Annotated in this window: 14 protein-coding genes and 1 pseudogene; 13 read left to right on the top strand and 2 right to left on the bottom strand. The window is 51.4% G+C overall.

Annotation, left to right across the window (positions count from 1 at the left end):
* From hybA to hybG, 7 genes are read left to right on the top strand one after another with little or no spacing between them, the layout of a single operon-like run.
* The gene (hybA, locus tag C7B16_RS09530) at nt 1–987 is read left to right on the top strand and encodes a hydrogenase 2 operon protein HybA (protein WP_001081870.1); all 987 of its coding nucleotides are present in this window, start codon (nt 1–3) and stop codon (nt 985–987) included.
* Nucleotides 977–2,155 carry a Ni/Fe-hydrogenase cytochrome b subunit gene (hybB, locus tag C7B16_RS09525; protein WP_000017694.1) on the top strand — a complete coding sequence of 393 codons (1,179 nt, stop codon included), beginning with the start codon at nt 977–979 and terminating at the stop codon, nt 2,153–2,155. Before hybA ends, hybB begins: the two co-directional genes overlap by 11 nt.
* Nucleotides 2,152–3,855: a hydrogenase 2 large subunit gene (hybC, locus tag C7B16_RS09520; protein WP_000083056.1), complete on the top strand. Its 1,704-nt coding sequence runs from the start codon at nt 2,152–2,154 to the stop codon at nt 3,853–3,855. The genes hybB and hybC overlap by 4 nt, the downstream gene beginning before the upstream one ends.
* Nucleotides 3,855–4,349 (top strand): HyaD/HybD family hydrogenase maturation endopeptidase, encoded by a 495-nt coding sequence (locus C7B16_RS09515; protein WP_001221938.1) that lies wholly within the window; start codon nt 3,855–3,857, stop codon nt 4,347–4,349. Before hybC ends, C7B16_RS09515 begins: the two co-directional genes overlap by 1 nt.
* Nucleotides 4,342–4,830, top strand: a complete 489-nt coding sequence (gene hybE / locus C7B16_RS09510; RefSeq protein ID WP_016262550.1) for a hydrogenase-2 assembly chaperone — start codon at nt 4,342–4,344, stop codon at nt 4,828–4,830. Before C7B16_RS09515 ends, hybE begins: the two co-directional genes overlap by 8 nt.
* Entirely contained in the window at nt 4,823–5,164 is a 342-nt protein-coding gene (gene hypA, locus C7B16_RS09505; RefSeq protein ID WP_107179601.1) for a hydrogenase maturation nickel metallochaperone HypA, read from the top strand. Before hybE ends, hypA begins: the two co-directional genes overlap by 8 nt.
* Before the next feature lie 12 nt (nt 5,165–5,176).
* A complete protein-coding gene (hybG, locus tag C7B16_RS09500; RefSeq protein WP_000334894.1) occupies nt 5,177–5,425 on the top strand; it encodes a hydrogenase maturation factor HybG in 249 nt (82 codons plus the stop codon).
* A 149-nt stretch (nt 5,426–5,574) separates the two neighbouring features.
* On the opposite strand, the gene yghU is transcribed toward hybG, so the two are convergent.
* Nucleotides 5,575–6,441: a glutathione-dependent disulfide-bond oxidoreductase gene (yghU, locus tag C7B16_RS09495; protein ID WP_000131798.1), complete on the bottom strand. Its 867-nt coding sequence runs from the start codon at nt 6,439–6,441 to the stop codon at nt 5,575–5,577.
* Between the two features lie 204 nt (nt 6,442–6,645).
* Here yghU and gss point away from each other — a divergent pair, with 204 nt between their 5' ends.
* On the top strand, nt 6,646–8,505 hold the full coding sequence (gss, locus tag C7B16_RS09490; RefSeq protein ID WP_001517098.1) for a bifunctional glutathionylspermidine amidase/synthase: 1,860 nt from the start codon (nt 6,646–6,648) through the stop codon (nt 8,503–8,505).
* Nucleotides 8,506–8,806: 301 nt separating this feature from the next.
* Entirely contained in the window at nt 8,807–10,306 is a 1,500-nt protein-coding gene (gene pitB, locus C7B16_RS09480) for an inorganic phosphate transporter PitB (RefSeq protein ID WP_000933317.1), read from the top strand.
* 48 nt (nt 10,307–10,354) lie between these two features.
* On the opposite strand, the gene C7B16_RS09475 is transcribed toward pitB, so the two are convergent.
* The gene (locus C7B16_RS09475) at nt 10,355–11,047 is read right to left on the bottom strand and encodes a dTMP kinase (RefSeq protein WP_016249209.1); all 693 of its coding nucleotides are present in this window, start codon (nt 11,045–11,047) and stop codon (nt 10,355–10,357) included.
* Nucleotides 11,048–11,220: 173 nt separating this feature from the next.
* Here C7B16_RS09475 and C7B16_RS09470 point away from each other — a divergent pair, with 173 nt between their 5' ends.
* From C7B16_RS09470 to C7B16_RS09455, 4 genes and pseudogenes are all read left to right on the top strand, one after another.
* Complete coding sequence (locus C7B16_RS09470; protein ID WP_072274938.1) at nt 11,221–11,934, top strand: dTMP kinase; 714 nt, start codon at nt 11,221–11,223, stop codon at nt 11,932–11,934.
* Nucleotides 11,935–11,965: 31 nt separating this feature from the next.
* Entirely contained in the window at nt 11,966–12,724 is a 759-nt protein-coding gene (locus tag C7B16_RS09465) for a hypothetical protein (protein WP_000339328.1), read from the top strand.
* A gap of 45 nt (nt 12,725–12,769) precedes the next feature.
* Nucleotides 12,770–14,119 (top strand): lipopolysaccharide biosynthesis protein, encoded by a 1,350-nt coding sequence (locus tag C7B16_RS09460; protein WP_000896902.1) that lies wholly within the window; start codon nt 12,770–12,772, stop codon nt 14,117–14,119.
* A pseudogene (locus C7B16_RS09455) lies at nt 14,119–14,909 on the top strand (hypothetical protein). The gene C7B16_RS09460 and the pseudogene C7B16_RS09455 overlap by 1 nt, the downstream one beginning before the upstream one ends.
* The last annotated feature ends 6 nt before the right edge of the window (nt 14,910–14,915 follow it).

Genomic DNA, 14,915 nt, shown 5'->3' with positions numbered 1-14,915 from the left:
GTGAACAGACGTAATTTTATTAAAGCAGCCTCCTGCGGGGCATTGCTGACGGGCGCATTGCCGTCTGTCAGCCATGCGGCTGCTGAAAACCGCCCGCCAATTCCGGGATCGCTGGGAATGTTGTATGACTCGACCTTGTGCGTAGGCTGCCAGGCTTGTGTGACTAAGTGTCAGGATATCAACTTCCCGGAACGTAACCCGCAAGGGGAACAGACGTGGTCGAACAACGACAAACTGTCGCCGTACACCAATAACATCATCCAGGTGTGGACCAGCGGCACTGGCGTCAACAAAGACCAGGAAGAGAATGGCTATGCGTACATTAAGAAACAGTGTATGCACTGCGTCGATCCGAACTGTGTCTCCGTGTGTCCGGTTTCTGCGCTGAAAAAAGATCCGAAAACCGGCATTGTCCATTACGACAAAGACGTGTGCACCGGCTGCCGTTACTGCATGGTCGCCTGCCCGTACAATGTGCCGAAGTACGACTACAACAACCCGTTTGGTGCGCTGCATAAGTGTGAGCTGTGTAACCAGAAAGGTGTGGAGCGTCTCGATAAAGGCGGTCTACCTGGCTGCGTAGAAGTGTGTCCGGCGGGCGCGGTGATTTTTGGTACGCGTGAAGAGCTGATGGCTGAGGCGAAAAAACGCCTGGCGCTGAAGCCTGGCAGCGAATACCACTATCCGCGTCAGACGTTGAAATCTGGCGACACTTACCTGCACACAGTGCCGAAATATTATCCGCATCTGTACGGCGAGAAAGAGGGCGGCGGTACTCAGGTTCTGGTACTGACGGGGGTTCCTTATGAAAATCTCGACTTGCCGAAACTGGACGATCTTTCTACCGGTGCGCGTTCCGAAAATATTCAACACACCCTGTATAAAGGCATGATGCTACCACTGGCTGTGCTGGCGGGCTTAACCGTGCTGGTTCGTCGCAACACCAAAAACGACCATCACGACGGAGGAGACGATCATGAGTCATGATCCACAACCGCTGGGCGGCAAAATCATCAGTAAACCGGTCATGATTTTTGGACCGTTAATCGTCATTTGTATGCTCCTGATTGTGAAGCGTCTGGTGTTCGGTCTGGGCTCTGTCTCCGACCTGAATGGCGGCTTCCCGTGGGGCGTGTGGATTGCGTTTGACCTGTTGATCGGCACCGGTTTTGCCTGTGGCGGCTGGGCGCTGGCGTGGGCGGTATACGTCTTTAACCGTGGACAATACCATCCGCTGGTGCGTCCGGCGCTGTTGGCAAGTTTGTTCGGTTACTCACTGGGTGGCTTGTCGATTACCATCGACGTCGGTCGTTACTGGAACCTGCCGTACTTCTACATTCCGGGTCACTTCAACGTGAACTCGGTACTGTTCGAGACGGCGGTTTGTATGACCATCTACATCGGTGTGATGGCTCTGGAGTTTGCTCCTGCATTGTTTGAACGTCTGGGCTGGAAGGTATCGCTCAAGCGTTTGAATAAGGTGATGTTCTTTATCATCGCGCTTGGCGCGCTGCTGCCGACTATGCACCAGTCTTCCATGGGATCACTGATGATCTCGGCGGGCTACAAAGTGCATCCGCTGTGGCAGAGCTATGAAATGTTGCCGCTGTTCTCGCTGCTGACGGCGTTCATAATGGGCTTCTCGATAGTCATCTTTGAAGGTTCGTTGGTGCAGGCGGGTCTGCGTGGCAACGGGCCGGATGAGAAGAGCCTGTTCGTCAAGTTGACCAACACCATCAGCGTGCTGCTGGCGATTTTCATCGTGCTGCGCTTTGGCGAGTTAATCTATCGCGACAAGCTGTCGTTAGCGTTTGCCGGTGACTTCTACTCCGTCATGTTCTGGATTGAAGTCCTGCTGATGCTCTTCCCGCTGGTCGTTCTGCGTGTGGCGAAGCTGCGTAATGATTCACGTATGCTGTTCCTGTCGGCACTGAGCGCACTGTTAGGTTGTGCAACCTGGCGTCTGACCTATTCGCTGGTGGCATTCAACCCGGGCGGCGGTTACGCCTACTTCCCGACGTGGGAAGAACTGTTGATTTCTATTGGTTTTGTGGCTATTGAGATTTGCGCTTACATCGTACTCATTCGTCTACTGCCGATACTTCCTCCTTTAAAACAAAACGATCATAATCGTCATGAGGCGAGCAAAGCATGAGCCAGAGAATTACTATTGATCCGGTAACCCGTATTGAAGGGCATTTACGCATCGATTGCGAAATCGAAAATGGCGTCGTTTCGAAAGCATGGGCTTCCGGAACCATGTGGCGCGGCATGGAAGAGATCGTGAAAAACCGCGATCCGCGCGATGCCTGGATGATTGTGCAACGTATCTGTGGCGTATGTACCACCACTCACGCGCTCTCTTCTGTTCGTGCGGCAGAGAGTGCGCTGAACATTGACGTTCCGGTTAACGCGCAATACATCCGTAACATTATTCTGGCTGCGCATACCACGCATGACCATATCGTCCATTTCTATCAGCTCTCTGCGCTGGACTGGGTGGACATCACTTCTGCACTGCAAGCTGATCCGACCAAAGCTTCTGAAATGTTGAAAGGTGTTTCGACCTGGCACCTGAACAGCCCGGAAGAGTTCACCAAAGTTCAGAACAAGATCAAAGATCTGGTTGCCAGCGGTCAGTTGGGTATTTTCGCCAATGGCTACTGGGGGCACCCGGCGATGAAACTGCCGCCGGAAGTGAACCTGATTGCGGTAGCGCACTACTTACAGGCGCTGGAGTGCCAGCGTGACGCAAACCGAGTGGTGGCGCTGCTGGGCGGTAAAACGCCGCACATTCAGAACCTGGCGGTAGGTGGGGTCGCTAACCCGATCAACCTCGACGGTCTGGGCGTACTGAACCTTGAGCGCCTGATGTACATCAAGTCCTTCATCGACAAGCTGAGCGACTTTGTTGAGCAGGTTTATAAGGTTGATACTGCCGTTATCGCGGCGTTTTATCCGGAATGGCTGGAGCGCGGTAAAGGTGCGGTGAACTACCTGAGTGTGCCGGAATTCCCGACCGACAGCAAAAACGGTAGCTTCCTGTTCCCTGGCGGATATATCGAAAACGCGGATTTGTCCTCGTATCGTCCGATTACTTCCCATTCCGATGAATACCTGATCAAAGGGATTCAGGAAAGCGCGAAACACTCCTGGTATAAAGACGAAGCACCGCAGGCACCGTGGGAAGGCACAACCATTCCGGCTTACGACGGTTGGTCTGACGACGGTAAATACTCCTGGGTGAAATCACCGACTTTCTACGGCAAAACGGTAGAAGTGGGTCCGCTGGCAAACATGCTGGTGAAACTGGCGGCAGGACGCGAGTCTACCCAGAACAAACTGAATGAAATCGTTGCGATTTATCAGAAACTGACGGGCAACACGCTGGAAGTGGCGCAACTGCACTCCACGCTGGGGCGTATTATTGGTCGTACCGTTCACTGCTGCGAATTGCAGGATATCCTGCAAAATCAATACAGTGCACTGATCACTAATATCGGCAAAGGCGACCACACCACGTTCGTGAAGCCGAACATTCCGGCAACGGGCGAGTTCAAAGGCGTTGGCTTCCTTGAAGCGCCGCGCGGTATGCTCTCCCATTGGATGGTGATTAAAGACGGTATCATCAGCAACTACCAGGCGGTCGTTCCATCCACCTGGAACTCTGGCCCGCGTAACTTCAATGATGACGTCGGTCCGTATGAACAGTCGCTGGTGGGTACACCGATTGCCGATCCGAATAAACCGCTGGAAGTGGTGCGTACCATTCACTCCTTCGACCCGTGCATGGCCTGTGCGGTTCACGTAGTGGATGCCGACGGCAACGAAGTGGTTTCAGTGAAGGTTCTGTAATGCGTATTTTAGTCTTAGGGGTCGGCAATATTTTGCTGACCGATGAAGCCATCGGCGTGCGGATTGTTGAAGCGTTAGAGCAACGATACATTCTGCCGGATTATGTTGAGATCCTCGATGGCGGCACGGCGGGAATGGAACTGCTTGGCGACATGGCAAATCGCGATCATCTGATCATTGCCGATGCCATTGTGTCGAAAAAGAACGCGCCGGGAACGATGATGATCCTGCGGGACGAAGAAGTTCCGGCGTTGTTTACCAACAAAATCTCTCCGCATCAGCTTGGCCTGGCCGACGTATTGTCGGCCCTGCGCTTCACCGGCGAGTTTCCGAAAAAGCTGACTCTGGTCGGCGTGATCCCGGAATCGCTGGAGCCGCACATCGGTTTAACGCCGACGGTCGAAGCAATGATTGAACCTGCGCTTGAGCAGGTTCTGGCTGCGCTGCGCGAATCAGGCGTGGAAGCCATCCCGCGGGAGGCAGCACATGACTGAGGAGATTGCTGGTTTCCAGACCTCCCCAAAGGCGCAAGTACAGGTAGCGTTTGAAGAAATTGCCCGGCGTTCGATGCACGACCTCTCGTTTCTGCATCCTTCCATGCCGGTGTATGTTTCCGATTTTACGCTGTTCGAAGGTCAGTGGACGGGGTGTGTGATCACCCCGTGGATGCTGAGTGCAGTGATCTTCCCCGGTCCGGATCAACTCTGGCCGCTGCGCAAAGTGAGTGAGAAGATCGGTCTGCAACTGCCTTATGGCACTATGACCTTTACCGTTGGCGAACTGGACGGTGTTTCGCAATACCTCTCTTGCTCGCTGATGTCGCCGCTTTCGCACAGCATGTCGATTGAAGAGGGCAAACGCCTGACGGATGACTGCGCGCGAATGATCCTTTCGCTGCCAGTCACGAATCCGGATGTGCCACACGCAGGGCGTCGCGCCCTGCTGTTTGGCCGCAGGAGTGATGAAAATGCATGAGTTGTCGCTTTGCCAGAGCGCCGTTGAAATTATCCAACGGCAGACGGAGCAGCACGATGTTAAGCGCGTCACCGCCGTGTGGCTGGAAATTGGCGCGCTCTCCTGCGTTGAGGAGAGCGCGGTTCGTTTTAGTTTTGAAATTGTCTGCCAGGGAACGGTGGCGCAAGGGTGCGATTTACATATCGTCTATAAACCCGCCCAGGCCTGGTGCTGGGATTGCAGCCAGGTAGTGGAGATTCATCAGCACGATGCGCAGTGTCCGCTCTGTCATGGCGAGCGGTTGCGTGTCGATACCGGCGATTCGCTGATCGTCAAAAGTATTGAAGTTGAATAACCGGAGTTAACAATGTGTATTGGCGTTCCTGGCCAGGTGCTGGCCGTCGGTGAAGATATTCACCAACTTGCGCAGGTTGAAGTTTGTGGCATCAAGCGCGACGTGAATATCGCCCTGATTTGCGAAGGCAATCCGGCTGATTTGCTGGGCCAGTGGGTGCTGGTGCACGTCGGGTTTGCCATGAGCATCATCGATGAAGATGAAGCCAAAGCCACATTAGACGCGCTGCGCAATATGGATTACGACATTACCAGCGCGTGATAATTAAAGTCGGATGCTTTCGTAGGCCTGATAAGACGCGCGAGCGTCGCATCAGGCATTGTGCCTGATTGCCTGATTGCTGGATGCGGCGTGAACGCCTTATCCGGCCTATATCGGTCTGGAGGGCTTGCTGCGACGAACGCTAACCATTACCCCTGACGCTTATCTTCTGTATTTGTCTCGAAATCACTGGCGTCATGGCGCTCATGCAACTGCTCATTCAGCGGTCCGTTGGTGCGGTTAACAATACGCCCACGCTTCACCGCCGGACGTTCACCCACTTCTTTCGCCCAGCGTTGCACGTGTTTATAACTACCCGCATCAAGAAACTCTGCGGCATCATACACGCCGCCTAACACCACGTTGCCAAACCACGGCCAGATTGCCATATCAGCAATGGTGTACTCATCGCCCGCCACAAACTTATGCTGCGCCAGTTGCTTATCCAGCACGTCGAGCAGACGCTTGGCTTCCATAGTAAAGCGGTTAATGGCGTACTCAATTTTCACCGGCGCGTAATGGTAAAAGTGACCAAAACCACCACCGAGGAACGGCGCAGCACCCTGTAACCAGAACAGCCAGTTCAACGTTTCAGTGCGCTTCGCCAGATCCTGCGGCAGGAAGTAGCCAAATTTCTCCGCCAGATAAAGCAGAATCGAACCTGACTCAAACACGCGGATCGGCGGATTATGCGTATGATCGCGCAGTGCCGGGATTTTTGAGTTCGGGTTCACTTCGACAAAACCGCTGGAGAATTGATCGCCATCGCCAATGCGAATCAGCCAGGCATCGTACTCTGCGCCGGTGACGCCCAGCGCCAGCAGCTCTTCGAGCATAATCGTTACTTTCTGACCGTTTGGCGTACCCAGCGAATAAAGTTGCAACGGGTGCTTGCCAACAGGCAGCGTTTTTTCATGCGTCGGACCAGAAACCGGGCGATTGATATTGGCGAACGCGCCGCCAGCAGATTTATCCCACGTCCAGACTTTCGCGGGCTGATAAGTATTGTCTGTCATACTGAATTGCCTTCTGAGTGGTAGTGTTGAAGCAGTGTAGCAGCTCGCTTGCTGTACAGATTGTGAATTTTTTAACCCTTTGCACCAGCCGCTGCGTTGAGGTGTATGATAAGTCAGACCTCTGTCCGGTTAATGTCGCTGAGCAGGTAATCAGAGCACAACAATTACGCCAACTGCTTAGGTTGTATTGTTAAAGGTAAAGTGATGAGCAAAGGAACGACCAGCCAGGATGCCCCGTTCGGGACATTATTGGGCTACGCCCCCGGTGGTGTAGCAATCTACTCTTCAGATTACAGTTCTCTCGATCCGCAGGAATACGAAGATGACGCCGTATTCCGTAGCTATATCGACGATGAATATATGGGCCACAAATGGCAATGTGTTGAATTTGCTCGCCGTTTTCTCTTTTTGAATTACGGTGTGGTCTTCACCGATGTGGGCATGGCGTGGGAGATTTTCTCATTGCGCTTCCTGCGTGAAGTGGTTAACGACAACATCCTGCCATTGCAGGCATTTCCTAACGGCTCGCCGCGTGCGCCGGTCGCAGGAGCGCTTCTTATTTGGGATAAGGGCGGTGAATTTAAAGACACCGGCCATGTCGCCATCATTACCCAATTACGCGGCAATAAAGTCCGTATTGCGGAACAGAACGTGATTCATTCTCCATTGCCGCAAGGGCAACAGTGGACGCGTGAGCTGGAAATGGTGGTCGAAAACGGCTGCTATACCCTGAAAGACACCTTCGATGACACCACCATCCTGGGCTGGATGATCCAGACAGAAGATACCGAACACAGTTTACCGCAGCCGGAAATTGCAGGTGATTTGTTGAAAATCAGCGGGGCGCGGCTGGAAAACAAAGGCCAGTTTGACGGCAAATGGCTGGATGAAAAAGATCCGCTACAAAACGCCTACGTGCAGGCGAACGGTCAAGTGATCAATCAGGATCCGTATCATTATTACACCATTACCGAGAGTGCCGAGCAGGAGCTGATTAAAGCCACCAACGAGCTGCACCTGATGTATCTCCACGCCACCGACAAGGTGCTGAAAGATGACAATCTGCTGGCGCTGTTCGACATTCCGAAAATCCTCTGGCCGCGTTTGCGTCTCTCCTGGCAGCGTCGCCGTCACCATATGATCACCGGTCGTATGGATTTCTGCATGGATGAGCGCGGCCTGAAAGTCTATGAATACAACGCCGATTCTGCCTCCTGTCATACTGAAGCGGGCTTGATCCTCGAACGTTGGGCGGAGCAAGGCTATAAAGGCAACGGCTTCAATCCGGCTGAAGGGCTAATTAACGAACTGGCTGGAGCCTGGAAACACAGTCGTGCACGTCCGTTTGTCCATATCATGCAGGACAAAGATATCGAGGAGAACTATCACGCGCAGTTTATGGAGCAGGCGCTGCAACAGGCGGGCTTTGAAACGCGTATCTTGCGCGGGTTAGACGAGCTGCGCTGGGATGCTGCCGGGCAACTGATTGATGGGGAAGGGCGACTGGTTAACTGCGTGTGGAAAACCTGGGCATGGGAAACCGCGTTTGATCAGATTCGCGAAGTCAGCGACCGTGAGTTTGCTGCGGTGCCGATCCGTACCGGCCATCCGCAAAATGAAGTGCGCCTGATAGACGTTCTGCTGCGTCCGGAAGTACTGGTCTTTGAGCCGCTGTGGACGGTGATCCCTGGCAACAAAGCGATTCTGCCGATCCTCTGGTCGTTGTTCCCGCACCATCGCTACCTGCTGGATACCGATTTCACCGTTAATGATGAGCTGGTGAAAACCGGTTACGCCGTGAAGCCGATTGCCGGTCGCTGTGGCAGCAATATCGACCTCGTCAGCCATCATGAAGAGGTGTTGGACAAAACCAGCGGTAAATTTGCCGAGCAGAAAAACATTTACCAGCAGTTGTGGTGTCTGCCAAAAGTGGACGGTAAATACATTCAGGTATGTACCTTTACTGTTGGCGGTAACTACGGTGGGACTTGCTTGCGCGGAGATGAATCACTGGTCATCAAGAAAGAGAGTGATATTGAACCGTTAATTGTGGTGAAAGAGTAATAAACTTTGCCATAAACCGCACTGATTATGGAAATAACCAGTGCGGAAAATTGTTTGTGTAATAATCAAAACATTTATCGGGTGGATTTATTTAGATTAATAAATTCATAATATAAATATATTAGGGGTTGAAATTCTTTGTCATGAATTCTTTCCGTGATTTCTGAATGGTGACTTATTCCCTGATCCTAAAGAAATAACATTGTTTTTATCACTAAAAAGCGATATTTCACTTTGCCCATGCCATTAAAGTCACTGATAATGCGTTCGTTCGTAAATTCAAAATGGCGTAATCTAATATATGCTAAATTTATTTGTTGGCCTTGATGTATATACGGGGCTTTTGTTATTACTTGCTCTGGCGTTTGTGTTGTTCTATGAAGCAATTAATGGTTTTCATGACACAGCGAATGCGGTCGCAACCGTTATTTATACCCGTGCCATGCAGCCACAACTTGCTGTGGTGATGGCAGCATTTTTTAACTTTTTTGGTGTATTGCTTGGCGGACTTAGCGTCGCCTATGCCATCGTCCATATGTTGCCAACCGATTTGTTGCTGAATATGGGGTCAACTCATGGTCTGGCGATGGTCTTTTCCATGCTGCTGGCGGCGATTATCTGGAATCTGGGAACATGGTTCTTTGGTTTACCGGCCTCCAGTTCGCACACCTTGATTGGCGCTATTATCGGCATTGGTTTAACCAACGCGCTGTTAACCGGCTCATCGGTGATGGATGCGTTAAACCTGCGTGAAGTGACCAAGATTTTCTCCTCGCTGATTGTCTCCCCTATCGTCGGTCTTGTCATTGCGGGAGGGCTGATTTTCCTGCTGCGCCGTTTCTGGAGCGGAACGAAAAAGCGTGACCGTATTCACCGCATTCCTGAAGATCGCAAAAAGAAAAAAGGTAAACGTAAGCCGCCATTCTGGACGCGCATTGCACTGATTGTTTCCGCTGCGGGCGTAGCGTTTTCGCACGGCGCGAACGACGGACAGAAAGGGATCGGCCTGGTGATGCTGGTTCTGGTGGGAATTGCGCCCGCCGGGTTTGTCGTCAATATGAATGCTTCCGGCTATGAAATTACCCGTACTCGCGATGCAGTGACCAACTTCGAACACTATCTGCAACAGCATCCGGAACTGCCGCAGAAATTGATTGCGATGGAACCCCCGTTGCCTGCGGCATCAACTGAAGGCACGCAAGCGACGGAGTTCCACTGTCATCCAGCAAATACTTTTGATGCGATTGCTCGTGTCAAAACGATGCTGCCGGGCAATATGGAAAGCTACGAGCCGTTAAACGTAAGTCAACGCAGTCAGTTGCGGCGCATTATGCTTTGCATCTCTGATACTTCCGCGAAACTGGCGAAACTGCCAGGCGTTAGCAAAGAAGACCAGAACCTACTGAAAAAACTGCGCAGCGATATGTTAAGCACCATTGAGTACGCTCCGGTGTGGATTATCATGGCGGTAGCACTGGCGCTCGGTATCGGCACCATGATTGGCTGGCGTCGTGTGGCGATGACCATCGGTGAGAAAATTGGTAAGCGTGGCATGACGTATGCGCAAGGCATGGCGGCGCAAATGACGGCGGCAGTGTCTATCGGTCTTGCCAGTTACATCGGTATGCCTGTTTCCACAACGCACGTACTCTCTTCTGCGGTGGCGGGGACGATGGTAGTGGATGGCGGTGGGTTACAGCGTAAAACGGTAACCAGTATCCTGATGGCCTGGGTGTTTACCTTACCGGCGGCAATTTTTCTGTCTGGTAGTCTGTACTGGATAGCATTGCAGCTTATTTAACCTTCCTGATAATGCCCGCTCCCTGCGATCGGGCATTATCACTTCTGACTAGTGATAACCTCGTGCCGTCATAAAATCCCTAATCGCTTTTTCCGCATCAATCAGCACCTGCTCCAGCGGCTGATTGGCATCGATATCAACCAGTTGTGCACCGCCAAAGGTTAACTGCGGCGTTATGGCTATCTTCCTTTCCAGCGATTCCCTTTTGTGGTCGGGTTTACGCGCGCAGGCAACGTCCAGATCGACATTGAGTTTGATGACCAGATCAGGCTTATGGCTCGCCATCCAGTGAAACGCCTTACGTTCCTGACTTGCCAGCCATGAGACAAAACGACCGCCTTCAACGTTAGGCGGGAATACCGTACCATCGTAAGCGCCAGGAATTTGGTCTTGCGGATAACGGTCGGTTAAAACAATTAACCCGCGACGACGACAGGCAAGCATATGGCGAAAGCGTAGTAAGCGACGGGCGACAAATGCTGTAATTACCAGCGCCGGAACGGGACCCGGTAATTTTTTCGCCGTTTTCACTTTATTGCGTTCAATAGATTTATTAAGTGATTTCCCCATTAAGGGCAATTTGACTACTGCTCGCCCCACATTCCCTGCTTGTTTCCCGAGATGAACTCTTTCTGCGGCACCATATTTTTCGACAACGGTAATGAGATGTTCACACACCGTTGACTTGCCTGAACCATCACTGCCGATAACGGCAATTAACGGAGGGGTTATTGATTGCATGAATATATCCTTAAATTTAAATACCCACCCAAAATATTTATTTGGTTAATATGTTTTTATGAAAGCGTAATTCAGGGTAATACCACAATTAACCATTGTCACAATAAGGTTGAACGGATATTCTGAGCACGGGCCACGTAATATTCAATACATTATTTGCTGCCGGGTTTTTCGTGAATCAACGTAATATGTCAATAATTAATTCCACGCCAGTGCGCGTTATTGCCATTGTGGGATGTGATGGTTCGGGTAAATCGACCCTCACGGCAAGCCTGGTGAATGAACTGGCAGCAAAAATGCCAACAGAACACATTTATCTCGGGCAATCGTCCGGGCGAATTGGTGAGTGGATTTCACAGCTCCCCATTATTGGTGCACCTTTTGGCCGTTATTTGCGAGGCAAAGCGGCACATGTGCATGAAAAGCCTTCAACGCCGCCCGGTAATATTACCGCGCTGGTTATTTATTTGCTTTCTTGCTGGCGGGCGTACAAGTTTCGCAAAATGTTGCGCAAAAGCCAGCAAGGCTATCTGCTCATTACAGATCGCTACCCGCAGGTTGAAGTGCCGGGTTTTCGCTTTGATGGCCCGCAACTGGCAAAAACTACTGGCGGTAACGGCTGGATAAAAATGTTAAGGCAGCGCGAACTGAAACTATACCAGTGGATGGCGTCTTATTTACCTGTGTTATTGATTCGTCTTGCTATTGATGAACAGACGGCGTTTTCGCGTAAGCCCGACCATCAACTGGCGGCGTTACAGGAAAAAATCGCCGTCACGCCACAACTGACGTTCAATGGCGCAAAGATCCTTGAACTGGATGGGCGGCAACCCGCCGATGAAGTCCTGCAAGTGTCACTACGCTCAATTCACGCCGCGCTTTCCTGATCACCAAAATGGATAAGGGATAATTTAACGAATGGATGCACTACACACGCAAACTGCTAATAGCACAACTGCGCCGCAGCCCAACTACATTCCAGGGCTGATTGCGGTGGTCGGGTGTGATGGCACGGGGAAATCCACGCTGACCACCGATCTGGTGAAATCACTGCAACAGCACTGGCAAACCGAGCGCCGCTATCTGGGGCTGCTATCGGGCGAAGACGGCGACAAAATTAAACGCTTACCGTTTGTTGGTGTCTGGCTGGAGCGGAGACTGGCGGCAAAATCCTCCAAAACCCAAAGTATGAAAACCCAATCTCCGGCGCTTTGGGCGGCGGCGATTATGTACGGCTTTTCGCTGCGAAGAATGGCAAATCTGCGCAAAGTTCAGCGACTGGCGCAAAGTGGTGTTCTGGTGGTCAGCGATCGCTTTCCGCAGGCTGAAATTTCCGGTTTCTATTATGACGGTCCTGGGATTGGCGTCGAACGTGCGGCCGGGAAAATCAACATGTTCCTGGCGCAGCGTGAGCGGCAGTTATACCAACAAATGGCGCAATACCGCCCGGAATTAATCATTCGTCTGGGTATTGATATTGATACTGCTATCTCCCGCAAGCCTGACCATGACTATGCCGAGTTGCAGGACAAAATCGGTGTCATGTCGAAGATTGGCTATAACGGCACAAAAATTCTTGAGATTGATTCCAGAGCGCCCTACAGCGAAGTGCTGGAACAGGCACAGAAAGCGGTTTCTCTGGTTGCCATCGTTTCTGACCGCCGACGTTTAACTTAAGGCTGGCGGGCTGTTTTTCATTTTCAACGATAAGGTCTGGCTGAATTGGCGGGTTTTAACATCAAACATTGGTTTGCAGATGGCGCATTTCGCACCATTATTCGCAATAGCGCCTGGTTAGGCTCCAGCAATGTCGTGAGCGCTTTGCTGGGTTTACTGGCGCTTTCATGCGCAGGGAAAGGGATGACGCCAGCCATGTTTGGCGTACTGGTGATTGTGCAATCGTATGCCAAGTCGATCAGTGATTTTATTAAGTTTCAGACATGGCAGTTGGTAGTGCAGTATGGCACGCCAGCCTTAACCAATAATAATCCCCAACAATTTCGCAATGTTGTCTCTTTTTCCTTTTCGCTGGATATCGTCAGTGGTGCGGTGGCGATTGTCGGCGGCATTGCCTTGCTGCCATTTCTTTCTCACTCGTTAGGTCTGGATGAGCAAAGTTTTTGGCTGGCGGCGCTCTATTGCACGCTTATCCCCTCAATGGCTTCCTCCACGCCGACCGGCATTTTGCGCGCAGTGGATCGCTTCGACTTAATCGCGGTGCAGCAGGCGACGAAACCTTTTCTGCGTGCGGCGGGAAGCGTCATTGCCTGGTATTTTGACTTTGGTTTTGCGGGCTTCGTGATCGCCTGGTACGCCTCGAATCTGGTTGGTGGCACGATGTACTGGTGGTTTGCTGCGCGTGAACTGCGTCGTAGAAATATCCATAACGCCTTCAAATTAAATCTGTTTGAGTCTGCCAGACACATTAAAGGCGCGTGGAGTTTTGTCTGGTCAACCAACATTGCTCACTCCATCTGGTCGGCGCGTAACTCGTGCAGCACGGTGCTGGTGGGGATCGTGTTAGGGCCAGCGGCCGCCGGATTATTTAAAATCGCTATGACATTCTTTGACGCTGCCGGAACGCCCGCCAGTTTGCTGGGTAAGAGCTTTTACCCTGAAGTGATGCGTTTAGATCCTCGAACCACCAGACCGTGGTTGTTAGGCGTGAAGTCCGGCTTGCTGGCGGGCGGGATCGGCATTCTGGTTGCGCTTGCGGTGTTGATCGTTGGTAAACCACTTATTTCGCTGGTATTTGGCGTTAAATATCTCGAAGCATATGACCTGATTCAGGTCATGTTGGGCGCGATTGTTATTTCGATGCTGGGTTTCCCGCAGGAATCATTGCTGCTGATGGCGGGGAAACAACGCGCTTTTCTCGTGGCGCAAACCATCGCTTCAATCGGCTACATCGTGTTGCTGTTCATGTTCTGCCATCTGTTTGGCGTGCTGGGGGCGGCGTTTGCCTATTTCGGCGGTCAATGTCTGGATGTGGCGCTCTCATTAATTCCGACCTTAAAGGCGTTTTTTCAGCGCCATTCATTGCGTTATAACGCAGCCGGAGAGAAATCCTGATGATGAGAAAATATTTTCCGCTTGAGGCGAGCGAGCGTTTATTTATTGCGGTTGAGGAAGATGATGTTATTGATGAGTGGGTCAGTTTACCATCGACAATTGCTTTGCGTTATGTCTGCAATTCTGGCTGAATGGTGTTAATCGTCAGGAGTTACTGCATTTAATCCGCAAACAGTCCAAAGGTGAGGAGCTTACGTCTGACGAGCGCAAACAGTTTAAATACATGCGGGCGCGCTACAAGCATTTACGTTTTGCCCAACGGTTGTATTTAAAAAAACACCGGGCGGGATTCTTATTCGGCAAAACGACAGTTTTTCTTGGGCGTTTTCAGGACGGTTTTCGTAACGGTAAGAAAAATATCGTGTCGTATTACGGAAACTTGTTACGTATTTATTTAAGCCCTCTTGTATGGTGGCTGGTGAGTTATTTATTACGCTATAGCCAGTTAGAAAGCGTGAACGGCTTTATCGCTTATCGCCAGAAGCAAATGCACATTCTGAAGGAGATTGTTGCCAAACCACAGCTTACAGGCAGGGAATTTCATGATGTGCGAAAAATCATCAGCCAGCAGGTTTCTTATTACGACACGTTAAGATCGCTTGATCCTGAAAATAAAGAGGCGTTGCAGATTTCCCGCTTTCTCGCAGCCATTAATGGCCTGATGGGAGATAAGCACGACGACATGGTGGCGGACGATATGGAAAATCGCCAGTCGTATGATGCACCAGTGGCACTCGATAGCGATATTCGCCAGCGTTTAGAACTGCTGATTTCGCGTTTTCCGCTATAACCGGGG

The organism is Escherichia sp. 20412-1, assembly GCF_003027595.1.
Taxonomy (GTDB): Bacteria; Pseudomonadota; Gammaproteobacteria; order Enterobacterales; family Enterobacteriaceae; genus Escherichia; species Escherichia marmotae.
The sequence above is the reverse complement of the archived record's forward strand: the minus strand, read 5'-3'. Positions and strand labels throughout refer to the sequence as shown.

What these genes read in the sequence shown, in the direction of transcription:
- C7B16_RS09465 (WP_000339328.1), top strand. Translation starts at nt 11,966, where the DNA reads ATGGATGCACTACACACGCAAACTGCTAATAGCACAACTGCGCCGCAG.
- yghU (WP_000131798.1), bottom strand. Translation starts at nt 6,441, where the DNA reads ATGACAGACAATACTTATCAGCCCGCGAAAGTCTGGACGTGGGATAAA.
- gss (WP_001517098.1), top strand. Translation starts at nt 6,646, where the DNA reads ATGAGCAAAGGAACGACCAGCCAGGATGCCCCGTTCGGGACATTATTG.
- hypA (WP_107179601.1), top strand. Translation starts at nt 4,823, where the DNA reads ATGCATGAGTTGTCGCTTTGCCAGAGCGCCGTTGAAATTATCCAACGG.
- hybC (WP_000083056.1), top strand. Translation starts at nt 2,152, where the DNA reads ATGAGCCAGAGAATTACTATTGATCCGGTAACCCGTATTGAAGGGCAT.
- C7B16_RS09475 (WP_016249209.1), bottom strand. Translation starts at nt 11,047, where the DNA reads ATGCAATCAATAACCCCTCCGTTAATTGCCGTTATCGGCAGTGATGGT.
- hybG (WP_000334894.1), top strand. Translation starts at nt 5,177, where the DNA reads ATGTGTATTGGCGTTCCTGGCCAGGTGCTGGCCGTCGGTGAAGATATT.
- hybB (WP_000017694.1), top strand. Translation starts at nt 977, where the DNA reads ATGAGTCATGATCCACAACCGCTGGGCGGCAAAATCATCAGTAAACCG.
- C7B16_RS09515 (WP_001221938.1), top strand. Translation starts at nt 3,855, where the DNA reads ATGCGTATTTTAGTCTTAGGGGTCGGCAATATTTTGCTGACCGATGAA.
- hybE (WP_016262550.1), top strand. Translation starts at nt 4,342, where the DNA reads ATGACTGAGGAGATTGCTGGTTTCCAGACCTCCCCAAAGGCGCAAGTA.
- pitB (WP_000933317.1), top strand. Translation starts at nt 8,807, where the DNA reads ATGCTAAATTTATTTGTTGGCCTTGATGTATATACGGGGCTTTTGTTA.